General features: G+C 63.9%; 18 protein-coding genes. 7 read left to right on the top strand and 11 right to left on the bottom strand.

The window, feature by feature from the left end; genetic code table 11:
• Positions 1-26 precede the first annotated feature (26 nt).
• Positions 27-911, top strand: coding sequence for a metallophosphoesterase family protein (locus tag IVA98_RS21175; protein WP_247300922.1), 885 nt, complete (start codon positions 27-29; stop codon positions 909-911).
• Between the two features lie 213 nt (positions 912-1,124).
• Here the strand turns inward: IVA98_RS21175 and IVA98_RS21170 are convergent, their stop codons facing one another.
• From IVA98_RS21170 to IVA98_RS21160, 3 genes are all read right to left on the bottom strand, one after another.
• The gene (locus IVA98_RS21170; protein WP_247300923.1) at positions 1,125-1,676 is read right to left on the bottom strand and encodes a hypothetical protein; all 552 of its coding nucleotides are present in this window, start codon (positions 1,674-1,676) and stop codon (positions 1,125-1,127) included.
• Positions 1,677-1,872: 196 nt separating this feature from the next.
• Positions 1,873-2,082: a DUF4170 domain-containing protein gene (locus tag IVA98_RS21165; protein ID WP_247279592.1), complete on the bottom strand. Its 210-nt coding sequence runs from the start codon at positions 2,080-2,082 to the stop codon at positions 1,873-1,875.
• Positions 2,083-2,111: 29 nt separating this feature from the next.
• Entirely contained in the window at positions 2,112-3,743 is a 1,632-nt protein-coding gene (locus IVA98_RS21160) for an isocitrate lyase (RefSeq protein ID WP_247279591.1), read from the bottom strand.
• Between the two features lie 224 nt (positions 3,744-3,967).
• On the opposite strand from IVA98_RS21160, the gene IVA98_RS21155 reads away from it, so the two are divergent.
• The gene (locus IVA98_RS21155; protein WP_247300925.1) at positions 3,968-5,431 is read left to right on the top strand and encodes a helix-turn-helix domain-containing protein; all 1,464 of its coding nucleotides are present in this window, start codon (positions 3,968-3,970) and stop codon (positions 5,429-5,431) included.
• Between the two features lie 100 nt (positions 5,432-5,531).
• On the opposite strand, the gene IVA98_RS21150 is transcribed toward IVA98_RS21155, so the two are convergent.
• On the bottom strand, positions 5,532-5,825 hold the full coding sequence (locus IVA98_RS21150; protein ID WP_247279589.1) for an antibiotic biosynthesis monooxygenase: 294 nt from the start codon (positions 5,823-5,825) through the stop codon (positions 5,532-5,534).
• A gap of 227 nt (positions 5,826-6,052) precedes the next feature.
• On the opposite strand from IVA98_RS21150, the gene IVA98_RS21145 reads away from it, so the two are divergent.
• A complete protein-coding gene (locus IVA98_RS21145; RefSeq protein WP_247300926.1) occupies positions 6,053-6,859 on the top strand; it encodes a hypothetical protein in 807 nt (268 codons plus the stop codon).
• A gap of 173 nt (positions 6,860-7,032) precedes the next feature.
• A complete protein-coding gene (locus IVA98_RS21140) occupies positions 7,033-7,386 on the top strand; it encodes a hypothetical protein (RefSeq protein WP_247300927.1) in 354 nt (117 codons plus the stop codon).
• A gap of 5 nt (positions 7,387-7,391) precedes the next feature.
• Here IVA98_RS21140 and IVA98_RS21135 read toward each other — a convergent pair whose 3' ends face one another.
• Both IVA98_RS21135 and htpX read right to left on the bottom strand, forming a co-directional pair.
• Positions 7,392-8,033, bottom strand: a complete 642-nt coding sequence (locus IVA98_RS21135; RefSeq protein ID WP_247300928.1) for a tetratricopeptide repeat protein — start codon at positions 8,031-8,033, stop codon at positions 7,392-7,394.
• A 136-nt stretch (positions 8,034-8,169) separates the two neighbouring features.
• The gene (htpX, locus tag IVA98_RS21130) at positions 8,170-9,105 is read right to left on the bottom strand and encodes a zinc metalloprotease HtpX (RefSeq protein WP_247300929.1); all 936 of its coding nucleotides are present in this window, start codon (positions 9,103-9,105) and stop codon (positions 8,170-8,172) included.
• A 184-nt stretch (positions 9,106-9,289) separates the two neighbouring features.
• On the opposite strand from htpX, the gene IVA98_RS21125 reads away from it, so the two are divergent.
• From IVA98_RS21125 to IVA98_RS21115, 3 genes are all read left to right on the top strand, one after another.
• A complete protein-coding gene (locus IVA98_RS21125) occupies positions 9,290-10,585 on the top strand; it encodes a lytic murein transglycosylase (protein ID WP_247355486.1) in 1,296 nt (431 codons plus the stop codon).
• Positions 10,586-10,806: 221 nt separating this feature from the next.
• Positions 10,807-11,310, top strand: coding sequence for a DUF1993 domain-containing protein (locus IVA98_RS21120; RefSeq protein WP_247355485.1), 504 nt, complete (start codon positions 10,807-10,809; stop codon positions 11,308-11,310).
• Between the two features lie 183 nt (positions 11,311-11,493).
• Positions 11,494-12,594, top strand: coding sequence for an alkene reductase (locus tag IVA98_RS21115; protein WP_247355484.1), 1,101 nt, complete (start codon positions 11,494-11,496; stop codon positions 12,592-12,594).
• 251 nt (positions 12,595-12,845) lie between these two features.
• Here IVA98_RS21115 and IVA98_RS21110 read toward each other — a convergent pair whose 3' ends face one another.
• The 5 genes from IVA98_RS21110 to IVA98_RS21090 form a co-directional block, all read right to left on the bottom strand.
• On the bottom strand, positions 12,846-14,588 hold the full coding sequence (locus IVA98_RS21110; protein WP_247355493.1) for an ABC transporter substrate-binding protein: 1,743 nt from the start codon (positions 14,586-14,588) through the stop codon (positions 12,846-12,848).
• A 130-nt stretch (positions 14,589-14,718) separates the two neighbouring features.
• Positions 14,719-15,048: a DUF2160 domain-containing protein gene (locus IVA98_RS21105; protein ID WP_247300933.1), complete on the bottom strand. Its 330-nt coding sequence runs from the start codon at positions 15,046-15,048 to the stop codon at positions 14,719-14,721.
• 10 nt (positions 15,049-15,058) lie between these two features.
• Positions 15,059-15,865, bottom strand: coding sequence for a carbohydrate ABC transporter permease (locus IVA98_RS21100; protein WP_247279578.1), 807 nt, complete (start codon positions 15,863-15,865; stop codon positions 15,059-15,061).
• Positions 15,865-16,839 (bottom strand): carbohydrate ABC transporter permease, encoded by a 975-nt coding sequence (locus tag IVA98_RS21095; RefSeq protein ID WP_247300934.1) that lies wholly within the window; start codon positions 16,837-16,839, stop codon positions 15,865-15,867. Before IVA98_RS21095 ends, IVA98_RS21100 begins: the two co-directional genes overlap by 1 nt.
• A complete protein-coding gene (locus IVA98_RS21090; protein WP_247355483.1) occupies positions 16,839-17,924 on the bottom strand; it encodes an ABC transporter ATP-binding protein in 1,086 nt (361 codons plus the stop codon). Before IVA98_RS21090 ends, IVA98_RS21095 begins: the two co-directional genes overlap by 1 nt.
• Between the last annotated feature and the right edge of the window lie 2 nt (positions 17,925-17,926).

Genomic DNA, 17,926 nt, shown 5'->3' with positions numbered 1-17,926 from the left:
CAGCAATAGCGAGGCAATCGCGCGCCATGGCCCCCTTCACGCTCGCCCATCTGTCCGACCCGCATCTGCCGCCACTGCCGAAGCCGCGGCTGATCGAGCTCGCGGGCAAGCGCGCGCTCGGCTACATCAACTGGACGCGCAACCGGCACAAATATCAGCGCCGCGAGGTGCTCGACGCGCTGGTCGCCGATATGAAGGCCCAGGCGCCCGACCACATCGCGGTGACGGGCGATCTCGTCAACCTCGCGCTGGAAGCCGAGTTCGCGCCGGCCCTGGCTTGGCTCGAAAGCGTCGGTCCGCCCGACCGCGTCACCGCGATTCCCGGCAATCACGACGCCTATGTCAGCGCGACGCGCCATCGCTTCGGCGAGACGTTCCTGCACTACATCGCCGCGGATACGCCCGATACCGTTGCCTTCCCCGCCGTGCGCCGGCGCGGGCCGCTCGCGCTGATCAGCCTGTCCACGGCGGTACCGACCCTGCCGCTGATGGCGACGGGCACGCTCGGGCGCGATCAGCTCGCGGCCCTCGCAGAGGTGCTCGAGCGGCTCGCGGCGGAAGACGTCTTCCGCGTGCTGCTGGTGCACCATCCGCTGAGATCCGTCGCGCGCCAGAAGCGGATGACGGACGCGGCCGAGCTGCTGGCCCTGTTGAAACGGCACGGCGTCGAGCTGATCCTGCACGGGCACGACCACATTCATTCGACGATGTGGTTCGAGGGCCCGAACGGCAATATTCCCGCACTCGGCGTGCCTTCGGCGTCGGCGCTCGCGCACGGACGTTACCCGGCGGCGGCGTATAACCTGTTCACGATCGAAAAGGACAATGCCGGCTGGCGCTGCGAGCAGACGGTGCGGAGCCTGGGCGCTGGATTTCAGATCGGGCAGATCAAGCATGCGCGGTTGATTTAGTTCGCCGTCATTGCGAGCGAAGCGAAGCAAATCCAGAGCCCCTCCGCGGAAAGATTCCTGGATTGCATCGCTTCGCTCGCAATGACGGCGGAGAGAAATTCACCGGCCCCGCTTGGTAGCCCGGATGGAGCGTAGCGTAATCCGGGGCAGTGCATCTGTCGCGACAGGTATCCCGGATTGCGCTTCGCTCGATCCGGGCTACGAGAATTGTCCTCACCAGCTCCGCAAGGCCGCTACTACGGCAAGGCCGAACAGCGCCGCGGCGCCGAGAATGAAGCCGAACAGGAACGGCCACACGCGCGAGCGGCGCGGCGGCTCGGCGGCGGGCTTCGGCTCGGGCGGCACCACCATCGCGCGCTCGCGCTCGATCATGCGGCGCGCGACATAATCGGTGACGGCCTCGACGATAACCGCAGTGTCGTGCGATTCGGCGAGCACGATGCGGCCGAAGCGGGTGTCCTGAACGAAGCGGTACATCCGCTTGTCACGCCCCATCAAGATGTGGGCGACGACGTCGATCCAGAGCCTGGGCGTATCGCCCTGGCTGATGCCGCGGTCGAAGAGGTCGATCTGCTCCGGCACCTGCGCGAACAGAGGATCGAGCGCGTCGTTGAGGATCTCCAGCCGGGCCACCTCGGCATCCCTGAGGTCGACGACCACGCCGGTCCGGTCGGCGGCCTCGATCCGGGCGCGCAACAGTGCATCGCGCAGCCGCACCGGGCGCGGCTGGCTGGGATGAATCCCGCTGGTTTCGGGCTCTGACATTGTCGGCCTCGTCCTCAAACACGGGAGTTAACCTATCAGCAACCACAGCGCCCGCAAAGGGTACACAATTCCAGATACTTACGGCGCCCACAGACGTTTCACCTGTGCCGAAAACAGACGATCCCACCCAGGCTAAGGCCTAGGTGGGACCATCCGTCCTTGGACGTCTTCTTAGTTCGATCGGCAGCCGGGATCCTTAGGCCGAGACCCGCGACGGCTCTTCCACGATGGAGAAGCGGACGCCGGCCTTGTAGCGGCTCTCTTCCGACACCTCGCGCCAGCAGTCCTCGGCTTCCTTGCGGGTCTTGAACGGACCTTTGACCTGGGCCGAGCCTTCCACGAGCTTGTGGAAGTTCATCGAACCGAACTCGCCGCCGATCACCCAGAAATTGCTGCCTTTGGTCATGTCAGTCTCCTGTCGAAGTGCGTGATGCGTTAGCCGAACTGGTTCATCGTGTTGTGGGCGCCGCCCGCCTTCAGGGCAGCTTCGCCGGCGAAATATTCCTTATGGTCGTCGCCGATATCGGAGCCGGCCATGTTCTGATGCTTGACGCAGGCGATGCCCTGACGGATCTCGGCGCGCTGGACGTTCTTGACGTAGCCGAGCATGCCCTGCTCGCCGAAATATTCCCGCGCCAGATTGTCGGTCGACAGCGCCGCGGTGTGATAGGTCGGCAGCGTGATCAGATGGTGGAAGATGCCGGCACGCTTGGCCGAATCCGCCTGGAAGGTGCGGATGCGCTCGTCGGCTTCCTTCGCCAGCGGCGTGTCATCATATTCCGCCTTCATCAGCTCGGCACGGTTGTACTGGCTGACGTCCTTGCCGGCTTCCTTCATCGCATCGTAGACCTGCCAACGGAAGTTGAGGGTCCAGTTGAAGGACGGCGAGTTGTTGTAGGCCAGCTTCGCGTTGGGAACCACCTTGCGGATGCGGTCGACCATCTTGGCGATCTGCTCGATATGCGGCTTCTCGGTCTCGATCCAGAGCAGGTCGGCGCCGTTCTGAAGCGAGGTGATACAGTCCAGCACGCAGCGGTCTTCGCCGGTGCCCGGGCGGAACTGATAGAGGTTGGAGGGCAGCCGCTTCGGACGCATCATCTTGCCGTTACGGTTGATGATGACGTCGCCGTTCCTGGCGTTCTCCGCCGTCACTTCCTCGCAATCCAGGAAGCTGTTGTACTGGTCGCCGATGTCGCCGGGCCTGTGGCTGACGGCGATCTGCTGCGTCAGGCCGGCCCCGAGCGAGTCGGTGCGGGTCACGACGACGCCGTCTTCGACGCCGAGCTCGAGGAAGGCGTGGCGGCAGGCGCGGATCTTCGCGAGGAAAACGTCATGCGGCACGGTAACCTTGCCGTCCTGGTGGCCGCACTGCTTCTCGTCGGAGACCTGGTTCTCGATCTGGAGCGCGCAGGCGCCCGCTTCGATCATCTTCTTGGCGAGCAGATAGGTCGCCTCCGCATTGCCGAAGCCGGCGTCGATGTCGGCGATGACGGGCACGACATGCGTCTGGAAGTTGTCGATCTTCTCGATCAGCTCCTTCTCCCTGACCTTGTCGCCTTCCTTGCGGGCCTTGTCGAGCGCGCGGAAGATGTCGTTGAGCTCGCGCGAGTCGGCCTGGCGCAGGAAAGTGTAGAGCTCCTCGATCAGGGCGGGCACCGAGGTCTTCTCGTGCATCGACTGGTCGGGCAGCGGGCCGAATTCGGAGCGCAGCGCGGCGATCATCCAGCCCGACAAATACAGGTAGGTGCGATCGGTCTTGCCAAAGTGCTTCTTGACCGAGATCAGCTTCTGCTGGGCGATGAAGCCGTGCCAGCAGCCCAGCGACTGGGTGTACTTGGTGGGGTCGCCGTCATAGGCGGCCATGTCGGCCCGCATCAGCGCGGCGGTGTAGCGGGCGATATCGAGGCCGGTCTTGAAACGGTTCTGCAGGCGCATGCGTGCGACGGCCTCGGCCTTCACCCCGTTCCAGGTCGGCTGGGTCTCAAGGAGCGCCTGAGCCGCCTCGATTTCGCTCTGATACGAAGCCGGGCGCAGGAGGGTGCTGATGCCGCGGGGCTGATAGTTCATGTGCCTGATCCTTTCGCTATCGACGGGCGAGCCATCGACATTCTTGACAATGCATTGCGAAATGCGTGTCAGGAGCTAAACGCGAAAACAGAAACTTCGTACAGATGGCTTGTTTCTTATTGGTGATGTCATGTAACATAAGAACATGTACTAGATGTTACTTTGTAAATTTTGTAAATTATAGGTCAGCAAGACTGTCCTTGATGCCTACGGAGTCCTGAGAAATGCCTGTCGATTCCGCGAAGAAACTGTTCTCCGGGAAGAAACTGTTCGTCGGCCCGCGTTTCCGGAGGATCCGGCAGCAATTGGGGCTGTCGCAGACCCAGATCGCCGAGGGGCTCTCGATCTCGCCGAGCTATGTCAACCTGATCGAGCGCAACCAGCGTCCGGTGACCGCGCAGATCCTGCTGCGGCTGGCCGAGACTTATGACCTCGACCTGCGCGACCTCGCCACCGCCGATGAGGACCGCTTCTTCGCCGAGCTCAACGAAATCTTCTCCGATCCCTTGTTCCGCCAGATCGACGTGCCCAAGCAGGAGCTGCGCGACCTCGCCGAGCTTTGCCCCGGCGTGACTCATGCGCTGCAACGGCTCTATGCCGCCTATACCGAGGCGCGCCAGGGCGAGACGCTGGCGGCCGCGCAAATGGCCGACCGCGACGTCGGCACGCGTTATGAGGCCAATCCGGTCGAGCGCGTGCGCGAACTGATCGAGGCCAATCGCAACTATTTCCCGGAGCTGGAGCAGGCCGCGGAAAACCTTCGCGATGAGCTGAACGTGCCGGCCGAAGGGCTCTATGCGGCGCTGGCCGCGCGCTTGCGCGAAAAGCATTCGATCCAGACCCGTATCATGCCCGTCGACGTGATGCGCGAGACGCTGCGGCGGTTCGATCGCCACCGCCGCCAGCTCCTGATCTCCGAGCTGGTCGACCCGCCCGGCCGTGCGTTCCAGCTCGCCTTCCAGCTCGGCTTAGGTGAATGCGCGCAGCATTTCGAGACCATCATCGGCCGATCCGGCCCGCTCGACGACGCGCCGCGGCGGCTGTTCCGCATCACGCTTGGCAATTATTTTGCAGCCGCTGTCATGATGCCCTACCCGGCGTTCCTGGCCGCGGCCGAGGCGCTCAATTACGATATCCACGTGCTGGCGCAGCGCTTCAATTCCGGTTTCGAGCAGGTCTGCCACCGGCTCACCACTCTGCAGCGGCCCAATGCGCGCGGCATTCCGTTCTTTCTCTTGCGCGTCGACAATGCCGGCAACGTCTCGAAGCGCTTCTCCTCCGGTACGTTCCCATTCTCCAAATTCGGCGGCACCTGCCCCTTGTGGAACGTGCACTCGACCTTCGACACGCCGGACCGCCTGCTGAAGCAGGTGATCGAGCTTCCCGACGGCACGCGCTATTTCTCGATCGCGCAAATGGTGCGCCGCCCCATCGCGCCGCACCCGCTGCCGCAGCCGCGCTTCGCCATCGGCCTCGGCTGCGAGATCCGTCACGCCGCGCGCCTGACCTACGCTGCGGGGATCGACCTGGAGAAGACCGAGGGCACGCCGATCGGCGTCAACTGCCGTCTCTGTGAGCGCGAAAACTGCGCCCAGCGTGCCGAGCCGCCGATCACGCGCACGCTGATCCTGGATGAGACGACGCGGCGGGTGTCGAGTTTCGCCTTCTCGAATGCACGGGAATTGTGAGACACACCGCTGTCATGCTCCGGCTTGACCGGGCGATGACAGTTGAGGGTGGGGCGAGAGTGCCCCGTCCAAGTTCCACCGTCCTAGTCCCTACCGCCCCCTACGCCAGCGTATGCACGATCACCGGCCCGGCCGCAGCGCTCGCATGTCCCGCCAGCAGCGGAGCCAGATCCTTCTCGATCCAGGCGATCGCACGCCGGTTCGCCTCCTCCGCCTGTTCGAACTTGTCGAAGATCGAGATCGCGGTCACCGTGTCGTCGCCGGCATAGACGACGTAATAGGCGCGGAAACCGTCGACGTCGCTGATGATCGGGACGGCGCCGTCCTTGATGCGGCGCGCCAGCTCTTCAGCGCTCCCGCTTTTCGCCTTGGCCTGACGGATGGCGGCATACATGACATCCTCCTTCCGGCTACTGATGTAAGGGCCTGGTGCCCGGAGCGGATGTTACGCCGAAGCGCGCCGCCGATCCACGCTTGGTTAACCCCGCCCTAATCCGTCGCCGCGATCTGCAACCAGGGATTAAGCACGCCTCAACATCGGTGCCTTAGTCTTGCCCCACTCACGTTTCGCGAACGACGGTGGCTTATCATGCCGGGCGAGGTGAGATCAGGGGGTTCATCATGCGCATTGCGTTGCTGCTGACCGCAACCATCGTCGGCGCGCTCTTCGTCAATCCATCCATTGCCGGATCGCTCGATGCGTCGACCGACGCAGCGCAGCCGCTGCCGCCCGGCTTCCAGAGCTACCGCGGCTACATGTTCGACTTGTCCGAGAATCGCGACCGCAAGGATGTCGACAAGCTCACCAGCAATCTGAAGAGCCAGATCGACGTCGTCGAAGGCGTCGGCCTGTCGCCGCGCGTGCTGCGCTTCTTCCACACCGTTCCGATCGTCGCGAGCGAGCTGGCCTGCCTCGACGAAGGTGCCGCGACCGCCTGCTATGGCAGGGTCACGCCGGACATCCAGCGCAGCGCTCCCCGGACGCTGACGGTCTGGGATCCCGACAAGCAGCGCTGGACCAATCCGAATGCGGTCGATCTCGCGGTCGATTCGGGGCTCGGCGTGATCATGCTGCGGCCCGACATGATGCGTTACGAGAAGGAGGCCGTGCTGCTGCACGAGCTCCTGCATGCCTACCACGCGCGGCTGTTGCCGGACGGCTACGCCAACAAGGGCGTGATCGCCTATTACGCCCTGGCCAAGTCCAAGGACCTGCTGCCCAGGGAATCCTATGCGATGAAGAATCCCGTGGAGTTCTTTGCGGTGACTGCGAGCATCTTCCTGGCCGGCAAGAGCGAATTCCACGATCCGAAGTCTCGCGAGGCGCTCAAGGAAAAGTTGCCGGACTATTACAAATACCTGGTCGGCGTGTTCGGCTTCGACCCCGACCCTGCAGCCCCAAGCGGTCCGGTCGCCTCGCTGAAGTGAGGCTGACGTCGCGCGTCCTGCGCCAGATGACATCAGAGCCGCGCGAAATGCGCGGCTTTTTTGTTTTGTAAACCGGAAGCTGCGGATGGCGGCTCAGCGGGAATTGCCAAGGTGGGGGCCGATCTGCATAGTCCCGCCCGCATCGATATTGTTTTCGAAGGGGATAGAACAACATGGCGGACGCCGACCTGGATGTCGTGATCCGGCAACTGGCCAGACAGCTGCATACGGGCCTGATGACCCGCGCCAAGGAGCGGCGGGATCGCTTCAACGGCCTTGCCGCCAAGGCCAAGGGCAAGGAGACCAGCGACCGCTTCAAGATGATGGCCAAGGCCACCCTGGAGCAGGCCACCGCCGCCGCCAAGCGCCTCCAGATGTCCGCAGACAACGTCGCCGACAGCTACGCCCGCGCCATGCGCCTCGCCGCCAGCACGCCGGTCGCGGCAAAGGTGGAGAAGACGGCGAAGGAGAAGCCGGTGAAGAAGGCTGCGAAGGCGAAGAAGGCCAAAACCAAGAAGGCGAAGTAATCAGCTCACCTTCTCGGCGCGGCGAGCCGGGTCGGCTCGGCGCTGGCGAGCTCGGCGAGCTTGGCACGTGCCGCCTCATGGGTGCGGCCGTCCTTGCCGGGCGGCAGCGCCAGCGCTGCCTCGAAATCGGCCCGTGCGTCGTCGGTCTGGCCGCGGGCGAGGAATGCAAAGCCGCGGTCGAGGCGGGCCTGCGCGTCCGAGGGGTCGAGGCGGACCGCCGTGTTGTAGCTCAGGATGGCGCGGTCGAGATCGCCTTTGGCAGCGAGCGCGAGACCGCGCTGGTGATAGGGCGCGGCGAGCTTGGGGTCATGCGCGATCGCCTCGTCATAATCCGCAATCGCAAGCTCCAGATCGCCGTTCTGCCGGCGCGCCAGCGCTCGGTCTCGATAGAGTGAGGCGCGGTTGGGATTGAGTTGGATGGCCTCATCGAAATCGGCGATCGCCCGCGTGAAGTCGCCATGGCGCAGCGCGATCCGTCCGCGCCCCTCATAGGCGAACGCGATCAGCGAGCCGCGCAGCGGCGAGAAGCCGATCACGGCTGAGCAGATGTCGGGATCGTCCTCGTCGCCGCAATTGACGACCATGTGCGTGGACAGCCCAATAAGCACGCAAAGGACGATCAGCAATGGTACGGCAGCTCTGGTCATCTTCGACGGTGCCCGGCAGAGGGCCGGTCACGCATCCCCTTTCGAAGAAGTGGTCTCGCCGGGATGTTAACACCGGCGCCGGGGATCCTGTGTGCGCCAGGTCACAAAGCAGAGCCAATTTCCAGCCGGTGCCGCATCAGCCCCAAGGACCGCGCGAAGAGGAGCGGCCCCACGGGCTTCGCGGCGGATAGTTCTCGTTGGCGCCGAGCGACGGCGCTGACCGAGCGCCGAGTTCGGCCGCGAGCTGTTGAAGCGCCGCGATGCGGTTCTGGGTCGAGGGATGGGTGGCGAACAGATTGTCGACGCCGTGGCCCGACAGCGGATTGATGATGAACATGTGCGCGGTCGCGGGATTCCGCTCCGCCTCGAAGTTCGGCACCTGATGCGCGGCGCCCTCGATCTTCACCAACGCGGACGCCAACCACATCGGCTGTCCCACGATGCGCGCACCGAGATTGTCGGCGGCATATTCGCGGGTGCGGCTGATCGCCATCTGCACCAGCATGGCGCCGAGCGGGGCAAGGATCATCATCAGGATCGAGCCGACGATGCCCAGACCGTTGTTGTTGTCGCGATTGCCGCCGAAAAACATGCCGAACTGCGCCAGCATGGAGATCGCGCCGGCAATCGTCGCGGTGATCGTCATCAGAAGCGTGTCGTGATGTTTGATATGCGCCAGCTCGTGCGCGATCACGCCGGCGAGCTCCTCGCGGCTGAGCTGGCTCACCAGGCCGGTGGTGACGGCTACCGCGGCGTTCTCCGGGTTGCGGCCGGTCGCGAACGCGTTAGGCTGCGGCTCGTCCATCAGGAACACGCGCGGCATCGGCAGGCCGGCGCGGCCGGCAAGCTCGGCGACGAGGCCGACCAGCTCCGGCGCGCTGGCACGGTCGACCTCATGGGCGCCGTACATCGAGAGCACCATGCGGTCGGAGTTCCAGTAGGTGAAGAGATTGGTCGCGGCGGCAATGACAAGCGCGATCATGGCGCCCGAGGCACCGCCGATCAGATAGCCCACGCCCATGAACAGGGCAGTGAGGCCTGCGAGCAGCATTGCGGTACGAAGATAGTTCATGGCCGTCTCCTGGCGCGGCCGCGGGCGCTGGAGACGCCAGCAGGCCGGCAGGCATGAGGTAGGGATGACCCCGCCCCGGGCGCAAGGTTTTCAAGGTGCGTCGCGGAGCCGCGGCACTGGTTTGAGCGCGAACGTCCCATTAAACTTCATCAAGAATTCAAGCGCCTCTCCCTCCGGAAACCTCATGCTCCTGACCCGATATGCGATCGCGACCATTGCTCTCGCCGCCTACTCCTCTTGCGCCTTCGCCCAGTTCGCCCCGCCACCCGCCAAGCCCGCAGTGCCGAAGGCTCCCTCTCCGCGCGCGGCGTCGTGCCACAATGGCGCGAGCTTCGATCGCTTCCTGGCCGACGTGAAGCAACAGGCGATGGCTGCCGGCGTGTCGCAGCGCACGATCGCGGAGGCTTCGCCGTATCTCATCTACGACCAGGGCATCGTCAACCGTGACCGCGGCCAGCGGGTGTTTGGCCAGCTGTTCACCGAATTTGCCGGCCGCATGGCCGCGCCCTATCGCATGCAGAACGGCCAGCAGCACATCAAGCAATACGCGGCCGCATTCGCGCGCGCCGAGAAGGAATATGGCGTGCCGCCGGCCGTCATCGCCGCGTTCTGGGGGCTGGAAAGCGATTTCGGCGCCAACATGGGCAACCTGCCGACGCTGAAATCGCTGGTGTCGCTCGCCTACGATTGCCGCCGCTCGGAGATGTTCGTCAACGAGACCATTGCCGCGCTGAAGATCATCGACCGCGGCGATCTGCATCCCGATGAGATGATCGGCTCCTGGGCCGGTGAGCTCGGGCAGACGCAGTTCCTGCCCGTGCATTACGTCAACTACGCCGTCGACTATGACGGCGACGGGCGGCGCGACCTGCTGCGCTCGGGAGCCGACGTGATCGGCTCGACCGCGAATTACATCGCCAACGGATTGAAGTGGCGGCGCGGCGAGCCGTGGCTGGAGGAGATCAAGGTGCCGCCAAACCTGCCGTGGGACAAGACCGATCTCACCGTGCGGGAGCCGCGCTCGACATGGGCGCAGCTGGGGGTCACCTACCCTGACGGACGTCCGCTGCCGAACGACAATCTCGCCGCCTCCGTGCTGCTGCCGATGGGACGCTTTGGGCCGGCGTTCATGGCGTATCCGAATTTTGCCGCCTACACCGAGTGGAATAACTCGCTGATCTACTCGACCACGGCTGGCTATCTCGCCTCGCGCATCGCTGGCGCCCCGCCGATGCGCAAGCCAACGGCGCCGGTGGCGCAGCTGCCGTTCAACGAGCTCAAGGAATTGCAGCAGCTCCTGGTGCGTGCCGGCTTCAATGTCGGCAAGGTCGACGGCGTGCTGGGCCAGCAGACCCGCGCCGCGGTGAAGGCGATGCAGATCAAGCACGGCCTGCCGGCCGATTCTTGGCCGACCACGGAGCTCTTGGCCCGCATGCGCGGCGGCACGGCCCAGGCGCAGCCGGCGGGCATCGTGAGATAAGCGAGCCTAACTCGCGTCATGCCCCGCCACCGGTCTCGGCTTCGACGAGCCCGGGTGGCGCGACATGACAGCGAGAGGTGTGGCGGCTACGGCACCACGAGCCATCGAAGGAGAATTTTCGCATCGCACAAGCCAATTCCGCGATTGTATTTTTCCATGACGTTCCCATGTGAGTCGCTCAGGTTTTCTCCTGATTGCCCTCCCATCGAAGCGAGCATCACATGTCCTTCTACGACGCCGTCGTCCCCGCCTATTTGCAAATCCTGAACAGCCTCACCGGCCTGCTCGCCAAGGCGGAGGCACATTGCGCGGCCAAAAAGATCGACCCCAGCGTCCTACTCGGATCACGCCTGTTTCCGGACATGCTGCCGCTGTCGAAGCAGGTCCAGCTCGTCAGCGATTTCGCCGCCAAGGGCTGTGCCCGGCTGACCCATAGCGAGGTGCCCGCAACGGCCGACACCGAGACCGGCTTCGCAGAGCTGAAGCAGCGGCTGGCCAACACCATCGATTACGTGAAGTCGTTCAAGCCCGAGCAGTTCGAAGGTGCCGACGTCAAGGACGTCACCTTCCCGGCCGGTCCGGACAAATCCATCACCATGAAGGGCCAGCAATTCCTGAGCTCGTTTTCGCTGCCGAACTTCTATTTCCACGCCACGACCGCCCATGGCATTTTGCGCCACAACGGCGTCGAGATCGGCAAGCGCGATTTCCTCGGCGCGAACTAATTTCGAAAATGCAAGCGGCTGCGGCAGGAGATCGAAGCTGCCGCCGCGGCCGAATTTGCACATGATTCATGCTGCGCCGAGCTCGCCGCGCAGCTCGCCTGCACTTTCCGTATGGCTCCTCCCTTGCGCCTGTTATCGCGATGCACAAGTGTTCGTGACCTCTCATCGCCTGGAAGCATTCCCATGAGCCGTCCGACCAAACTGTTCGAGACCTACAAGCTCGGCCCGATCACGCTGGCCAATCGCCTGGTGATGGCGCCGTTGACGCGCAACCGTGCTGCGGCCGGCACGTTCGTACCTGGTCCGCTCGCGGCCGATTATTACGGCCAGCGCGCTTCCGCGGGGCTCCTGATCACCGAAGCGAGCCAGGTCTCGCAGCAGGGCCAGGGTTACCAGGACACGCCCGGCATCTATTCCAAAGACCAGGTGGCCGGCTGGCGCAAGGTCACCGACCGCGTCCATGAGCGCGGCGGCAAGATCTTCATCCAACTCTGGCATGTCGGCCGCATCTCGCATGTCGACCTCCAGGCGAATGGCGCAGCCCCCGTGGCGCCGAGCGCAATCCGCGCCAAGAGCAAGACCTTCGTCAACGGCGGCTTCGCCGACGTCTCCGAGCCGCGCGCGCTCGATCTGTCCGAAATTCCTGGGATCATCGACGACTTCAAGCGCGCCGCGAAGAATGCGCTCGAAGCCGGCTTCGACGGCGTCGAGATCCACGGCGCCAACGGCTATCTGCTCGATCAGTTCGCCAAGGACGGCGCCAACAAGCGAACCGACGCCTATGGTGGCTCCATCGAGAACCGTGCGCGGTTGATGCTTGAGGTCTCCAGAGCCGTCGCGGCTGAAGCCGGCAGCGATCGCACCGGCATTCGCATCTCACCGGTGACGCCTGCCAACGACATCTCCGACAGCAATCCGCAAGCTCTGTTCGATCACATCGTCGACGGTCTCAGCGCGCTCAAGCTGGTCTATCTCCACGTCGTCGAAGGCGCCACCGGCGGACCGCGGGACTTCGCACCGTTCGACTATGCGTCCTTGCGCAAGCGCTTTTCGGGCGCCTATATCGCCAATAACGGCTACGGCTTCGATCTCGCGAACAAGGTGCTGGACGCGAATGCGGCCGATCTTATCGCGTTCGGCAAGCCGTTCATCTCCAACCCCGACCTGGTCGAACGGCTGAAGCAGGGCGCGGCCCTGAACGACTGGGACAAGACCACGTTCTACGGCGGCGGCGCGAAAGGATACACGGACTATCCGACGCTCGCGGCTGAGCCGGCGGAGTAAGGCTGCGCCGTAGCCCCATTCTCCGTCTTTGCGAGGAGCCCGCGACAAAATTGCGAAGCAATTTTGCGCTGGCGACGAAGCAATCCAGACTGCCTCCGCGGAAAGACTCTGGATTGCTTCGCGGCCTGCCATCGGGCCGCGCTTCGCGCGGACCCGGTGGCTCGCAAATGACGGTGTGGAGGCAGTGAGCCCAACTCACCAAAAGAAAAAGGCCGGGATTGCTCCCGGCCTTCGTTGTTATGAGACGCTGCTCACTTCGCTTCCGCGCGCTTGGGCGGAGTGGCCGGCCACGACTTGATCAGGGTGTCGTAGTCGACCGTCTCGCCCTTCGGCTTCTCGTTGGCGAGCTTGCGCTGCGGAGCGATCGTGCCGTCCTTCTGGGCCTTGGCGAACCAGTATTCGGCCGATTCCTTCTTGTGCAGCTTGGGACCGCAGGCGCCCTGCACGCCGGATTTCTCGAGGCGCTCCATCACGGAGTCCTGGGCGGCCGCAAGGGCATCCATCGCCTGCTGCGGCGTCTTCGCACCGGACGACGCATCGCCGATGTTCTGCCACCAGAGCTGCGCGAGCTTCGGATAGTCGGGCACGTTGTTGCCGGTCGGGGTCCACTGCACGCGGGCGGGCGAGCGGTAGAACTCGATCAGGCCGCCGAGCTTCGGCGCACGTTCCGTAAAGGACTTATCCCAGATGTCGGACTCACGGATGAAGGTGAGACCGACATGGCTCTTCTTCAGGCTCACCGACTTGGAGACGATGAACTGGAGATAGAGCCAGGCTGCCTTGCGGCGGTCCGGCGGAGTCGACTTCAGCAGCGTCGCGGAGCCGGCGTCCTGGTAGCCGAGCTTCATGCCTTCCTTCCAGTAGGAGCCGTGCGGCGAGGGAGCCATGCGCCACTTCGGCGTACCGTCCGCATTCACGACCGGCAGACCCGGCTTCACCATGTCGGCGGTGAAGGCGGTATACCAGAAGATCTGCTGGGCGATGTTGCCCTGCGCCGGCACCGGGCCAGCTTCGGAGAACGTCATGCCCTGCGCCTGCGGCGGCGCGTACTTCTTCAGCCACTCGAGATACTTGGTGATCGAGTAGACCGCGGCCGGACCGTTGGTGTCGCCACCACGTTCCACCGACGAGCCGACCGGACGGCAGCCTTCCATGCGGATGCCCCACTCGTCGACCGGCAGGCCGTTCGGAATGCCCTTGTCACCGTTGCCGGCCATCGACAGCCAGGCGTCGGTGAAGCGCCATCCGAGCGAGGGGTCCTTCTTGCCATAGTCCATATGGCCGTAGACCTTGACGCCGTTGATCTCCTTGATGTCGTTGGTGAAGAACTCGGCGATGTCCTCATAGGCGGACCAGTTCACGGGCACGCCGAGCTCGTAGCCATACTTGGCCTTGAACTTGGCCTTGTAGTCGGGATTGGTGAACCAGTCGTAGCGGAACCAGTAGAGGTTGGCGAACTGCTGGTCGGGAAGCTGATAGAGCTTGCCGTCCGGCCCGGTGGTGAATGACTTGCCGATGAAGTCATTGACGTCGAGCATGGGATCGGTGACGTCCTTGCCCTCGCCGGCCATGTAGTCCGACAGCACGATGGTCTGGCCGTAACGGAAATGCGTGCCGATCAGGTCGCTATCGTTGATCCAGCCGTCATAGACGTTCTTGCCGGACTGCATCTGGGTCTGGAGCTTCTCGACGACGTCACCCTCCTGGATGAGGTCGTGCTTGAGCTTGATGCCGGTGATCTCAGAGAACGCCTTGGCCAGCGTCTGCGCTTCATATTCGTGGGTCGTGATGGTCTCGGAGACAACGTTGATCTCCATGTTCTTGAAGGGCTCGGCGGCCTTGGCAAACCACTCCAGCTCCTTCTTCTGGTCTTCCTTCGACAGCGTCGAGGGCTGGAATTCCGCGATCCACTTCTGGATTACGGCGTCGTCGGCGGCGCGAACCGGCGCCGAGATGGCGAACGACACCGCAACAATCGCGGCGACGCTGGACATGGTCATAAAGCTATTCCTGGTCAATGGACCTTTCCTTCTCCTGAACTGTCGCATGTTATTCCTCCGTTGCAGCGACAAACTTTTATACAGGCCCGGGTTGGTCCCGGATCTGGCCGTCCCTTCGCCAGCTTCAGACCGTGCGGAAAATAAGCGCGGCCATGACCAGCGAAATTCCACTTGCGAGCCACAGGCTCGAAATCTCAAAACCTTCCTCGCCGACCGGCAGCGTGGCGATCGCATCGGTGCCGACGAGGCCGATCCACACGAGGTGAATGACGGCGGCCGCGATCAGCGAGATGAACAGGCGGTCGCCGCGCGTGGTCGGAATGCTGAGCACGCCGACGCGCTCGGCCTCGGGATAGACCGCGGCAAGCCACGTCATCACCGCCAGCGTGCAGGCGAGCGCTGCGAAGAAGATCGCGGTCGGCAGCGTCCAGGCCATCCATGCAATGGATTCCATATGAGCCTCCCTAGACCCGGCCAAGCGCGAAACCGCGCGCGATATAGTTGCGGACGAACCAGATCACAAGCGCGCCCGGAATGATGGTGAGCACGCCGGCGGCGGCCAGCAGGCCCCAATCCATGCCGGCGGCCGACACCGTGCGCGTCATGATCGCGGCGATGGGCTTGGTCTGCACCGAGGTCAGCGTGCGCGCGAGCAAGAGCTCGACCCATGAGAACATGAAGCAGAAGAAGGCGGCGACGCCGATGCCGCTCGCAATCAGCGGCACCAGGATCTTGATGAAGAAGCGTGGGAAGGAATAGCCGTCGAGGAAGGCGGTCTCGTCGATCTCGCGCGGCACGCCGGAGACGAAGCCTTCCAGGATCCACACCGCCAGCGGAACGTTGAAGATGCAGTGCGCGAGCGCGACCGCCCAGGGCGTATCGAACAGGCCGATCGCCGAATAGAGGTTGAAGAACGGCAGCGCATAAACCGCAGCCGGCGCCATGCGGTTCGACAACAGCCAGAAGAACAGGTGCTTATCGCCGAGGAAGCGGTAGCGCGAGAAGGCGTAGGCCGCCGGCAGCGCCACCGCGATCGAGATGACGGTGTTGAGGACGACGTATTCCAGCGAGTTGATGTAGCCCGAGTACCAGCTCTCGTCGGTGAAGATGCGCTTGTAGTGCTGGAGCGTCGGGGTATGCGGCCACAGCGTCATCGTCGAGACGATCTCGCTGTTGGTCTTGAAGCTCATGTTGACGAGCCAGTAGATCGGCAGCAGCAGAAAGATCAGGAACAGCCCCATGATGAGGCGGCGGCCGGGGATCGAATGCATCAGGCCACTCCTTCCTTTGGCTTGAGCGCGGGCACGGGCTTGAGCCGGACCGAGGGCTTGGACTCAATCGCCGGCTCGCTCTCTGCCTGGACTTTGCGTTCGACGCCGGCATTCGTCATGACGGTGTAGAAGATCCAGCAGACGATCAGGATGATCAGATTGTAGACCAGTGACAGCGCGGCGGCCTTGCCGAGGTCAAACTGGCCGAGCGCGATCTTGACCAGCTCGATCGACACGAAGGTCGTCGAGTTGCCGGGCCCGCCGCCGGTGACGACGAAGGGCTCGGTATAGATCATGAAGCTGTCCATGAAGCGCAGCAGCACCGCGATCAAGAGCACGCGGTTCATCTTCGGCAGCTGGATCGCCTTGAAAACGGCCCAGCGCGAGGCGCCGTCGATCTGGGCGGCCTGGTAATAGGCTTCGGGAATCGACTTCAGACCGGCGTAACAGAGCAGCGCAACGAGGCTGGTCCAGTGCCAGACATCCATCACGATGACCGTGACCCAGGCGTCGATGTCGTTGGAGACGTAATTGTAGTCGAAGCCCGCGGCGTTGAGAGCATAGCCGAGCAGGCCAATGTCGGGGCGGCCGAAGATCTGCCAGATCGTGCCGACCACGTTCCACGGAATCAGCAGCGGCAGCGCGAGGATGACGAGGCAGGCCGCAACCGTCCAGCCCTCGCGCGGCATCGACAGCGCGACGAGGATGCCAAGCGGCACCTCGATGGCGAGGATCACCAGCGAGAAAAACAGATTGCGGCCGAGCGAAGCGAGAAAGCGGCCGCCGAGATCGGTCGAGGGATCGAGCAGCTCCTTGAACCAGCCGACGCCGTTCCAGAAGAACTGGTTGTTGCCGAAGGTGTCCTGCATCGAATAATTCACCACCGTCATCAGCGGCAGCACCGCCGAGAAAGCGACGACCAGGAACACCGGCAGCACCAGGAACCAGGCTTTTTGGTTGACGATCTTGTCCATCAGGCGCCTCCCTCCACCAGAAGGCTGTCGGCATAGACGTGGACATGCGACGGATCGAATTTCAGCCCCGCGTTGCCGTCCGGGCTGGTGAATCCGCCCGGGGCGCGCGCGGCGAGCTTTGCGTCGCCGAGCCGCGCCCGCGCGAAACGGATGCGGCCGAGATCGTCGATGCGCTCGATCTTCGCGGTGAGCAGACCGGGCGCGGGCGCGACGACCTCGACGAATTCGGGACGGACGCCGATCTCGATCTTGGCGCCCGAAGGCAAATTGTCGTAGCTGCGGTTGAGCGCGATGACGTGCCCGCCGATCCGCGCCTCGCGTCCCCTCACCTCCGCCGGCAGGATGTTCATGCCGGGCGAGCCGATGAAGTAGCCGACGAACGTATGGGCAGGCTTGTCGAACAGTTCGGCCGGCGTGCCACTCTGCACCACGCGGCCGTCATGCATGACGACTACGGTGTCGGCGAAGGTCAGGGCCTCGGTCTGGTCATGGGTGACGTAGATCATCGTGAGGTCGAGCTCGCGATGCAGCGCCTTCAGCTTGGAGCGGAGCTGCCATTTCAGCTCGGGATCGATCACGGTCAGCGGCTCGTCGAACAGCACCGCGGCGACGTCGGAGCGGACCAGGCCGCGGCCGAGCGAGATCTTCTGCTTGGCGTCGGCCGTGAGCCGCGTCGCCTTGCGGTTCAGATAGGGTTCGAGATCGAGCAGGCGGCCGATCTCGGCGACGCGCCTGTCGATCTCGGCCTTCGGCACGCCGCGGTTCTTCAGCGGAAACGCCAGGTTCTGCCCCACCGTCATGGTGTCGTAGATCACCGGAAACTGGAACACCTGGGCGATGTTGCGCTTCTGGGTTGACAATGGTGTGATGTCCACCCCGTCGAACATGATCTTTCCGCGCGAGGGCGTGATGATGCCGGAGATGACGTTGAGCAGCGTGGTCTTGCCGCAGCCGGACGGCCCGAGCAGCGCATAGGCGCCGCCCTGCCGCCACGTCATGGTCACAGGCTTCAGCGCAAAGCTTTCCGGCGGCGCATCATTGCCGCCATAGGAGTGCGCGAGATCGACGAGGTCAATGCGGGCCATGG

The sequence above is a fragment of the Bradyrhizobium sp. 160 genome, from assembly GCF_023073735.1.
Taxonomy (GTDB): Bacteria; Pseudomonadota; Alphaproteobacteria; order Rhizobiales; family Xanthobacteraceae; genus Bradyrhizobium.
The sequence above is the reverse complement of the archived record's forward strand: the minus strand, read 5'-3'. Positions and strand labels throughout refer to the sequence as shown.

Coding starts and splice junctions, on each gene's coding strand:
- IVA98_RS21175 (WP_247300922.1), top strand. CDS start 27: ATGGCCCCCTTCACGCTCGCCCATCTGTCCGACCCGCATCTGCCGCCA.
- IVA98_RS21170 (WP_247300923.1), bottom strand. CDS start 1,676: ATGTCAGAGCCCGAAACCAGCGGGATTCATCCCAGCCAGCCGCGCCCG.
- IVA98_RS21165 (WP_247279592.1), bottom strand. CDS start 2,082: ATGACCAAAGGCAGCAATTTCTGGGTGATCGGCGGCGAGTTCGGTTCG.
- IVA98_RS21160 (WP_247279591.1), bottom strand. CDS start 3,743: ATGAACTATCAGCCCCGCGGCATCAGCACCCTCCTGCGCCCGGCTTCG.
- IVA98_RS21155 (WP_247300925.1), top strand. CDS start 3,968: ATGCCTGTCGATTCCGCGAAGAAACTGTTCTCCGGGAAGAAACTGTTC.
- IVA98_RS21150 (WP_247279589.1), bottom strand. CDS start 5,825: ATGTATGCCGCCATCCGTCAGGCCAAGGCGAAAAGCGGGAGCGCTGAA.
- IVA98_RS21145 (WP_247300926.1), top strand. CDS start 6,053: ATGCGCATTGCGTTGCTGCTGACCGCAACCATCGTCGGCGCGCTCTTC.
- IVA98_RS21140 (WP_247300927.1), top strand. CDS start 7,033: ATGGCGGACGCCGACCTGGATGTCGTGATCCGGCAACTGGCCAGACAG.
- IVA98_RS21135 (WP_247300928.1), bottom strand. CDS start 8,033: ATGACCAGAGCTGCCGTACCATTGCTGATCGTCCTTTGCGTGCTTATT.
- htpX (WP_247300929.1), bottom strand. CDS start 9,105: ATGAACTATCTTCGTACCGCAATGCTGCTCGCAGGCCTCACTGCCCTG.
- IVA98_RS21125 (WP_247355486.1), top strand. CDS start 9,290: ATGCTCCTGACCCGATATGCGATCGCGACCATTGCTCTCGCCGCCTAC.
- IVA98_RS21120 (WP_247355485.1), top strand. CDS start 10,807: ATGTCCTTCTACGACGCCGTCGTCCCCGCCTATTTGCAAATCCTGAAC.
- IVA98_RS21115 (WP_247355484.1), top strand. CDS start 11,494: ATGAGCCGTCCGACCAAACTGTTCGAGACCTACAAGCTCGGCCCGATC.
- IVA98_RS21110 (WP_247355493.1), bottom strand. CDS start 14,588: ATGTCCAGCGTCGCCGCGATTGTTGCGGTGTCGTTCGCCATCTCGGCG.
- IVA98_RS21105 (WP_247300933.1), bottom strand. CDS start 15,048: ATGGAATCCATTGCATGGATGGCCTGGACGCTGCCGACCGCGATCTTC.
- IVA98_RS21100 (WP_247279578.1), bottom strand. CDS start 15,865: ATGCATTCGATCCCCGGCCGCCGCCTCATCATGGGGCTGTTCCTGATC.
- IVA98_RS21095 (WP_247300934.1), bottom strand. CDS start 16,839: ATGGACAAGATCGTCAACCAAAAAGCCTGGTTCCTGGTGCTGCCGGTG.
- IVA98_RS21090 (WP_247355483.1), bottom strand. CDS start 17,924: ATGGCCCGCATTGACCTCGTCGATCTCGCGCACTCCTATGGCGGCAAT.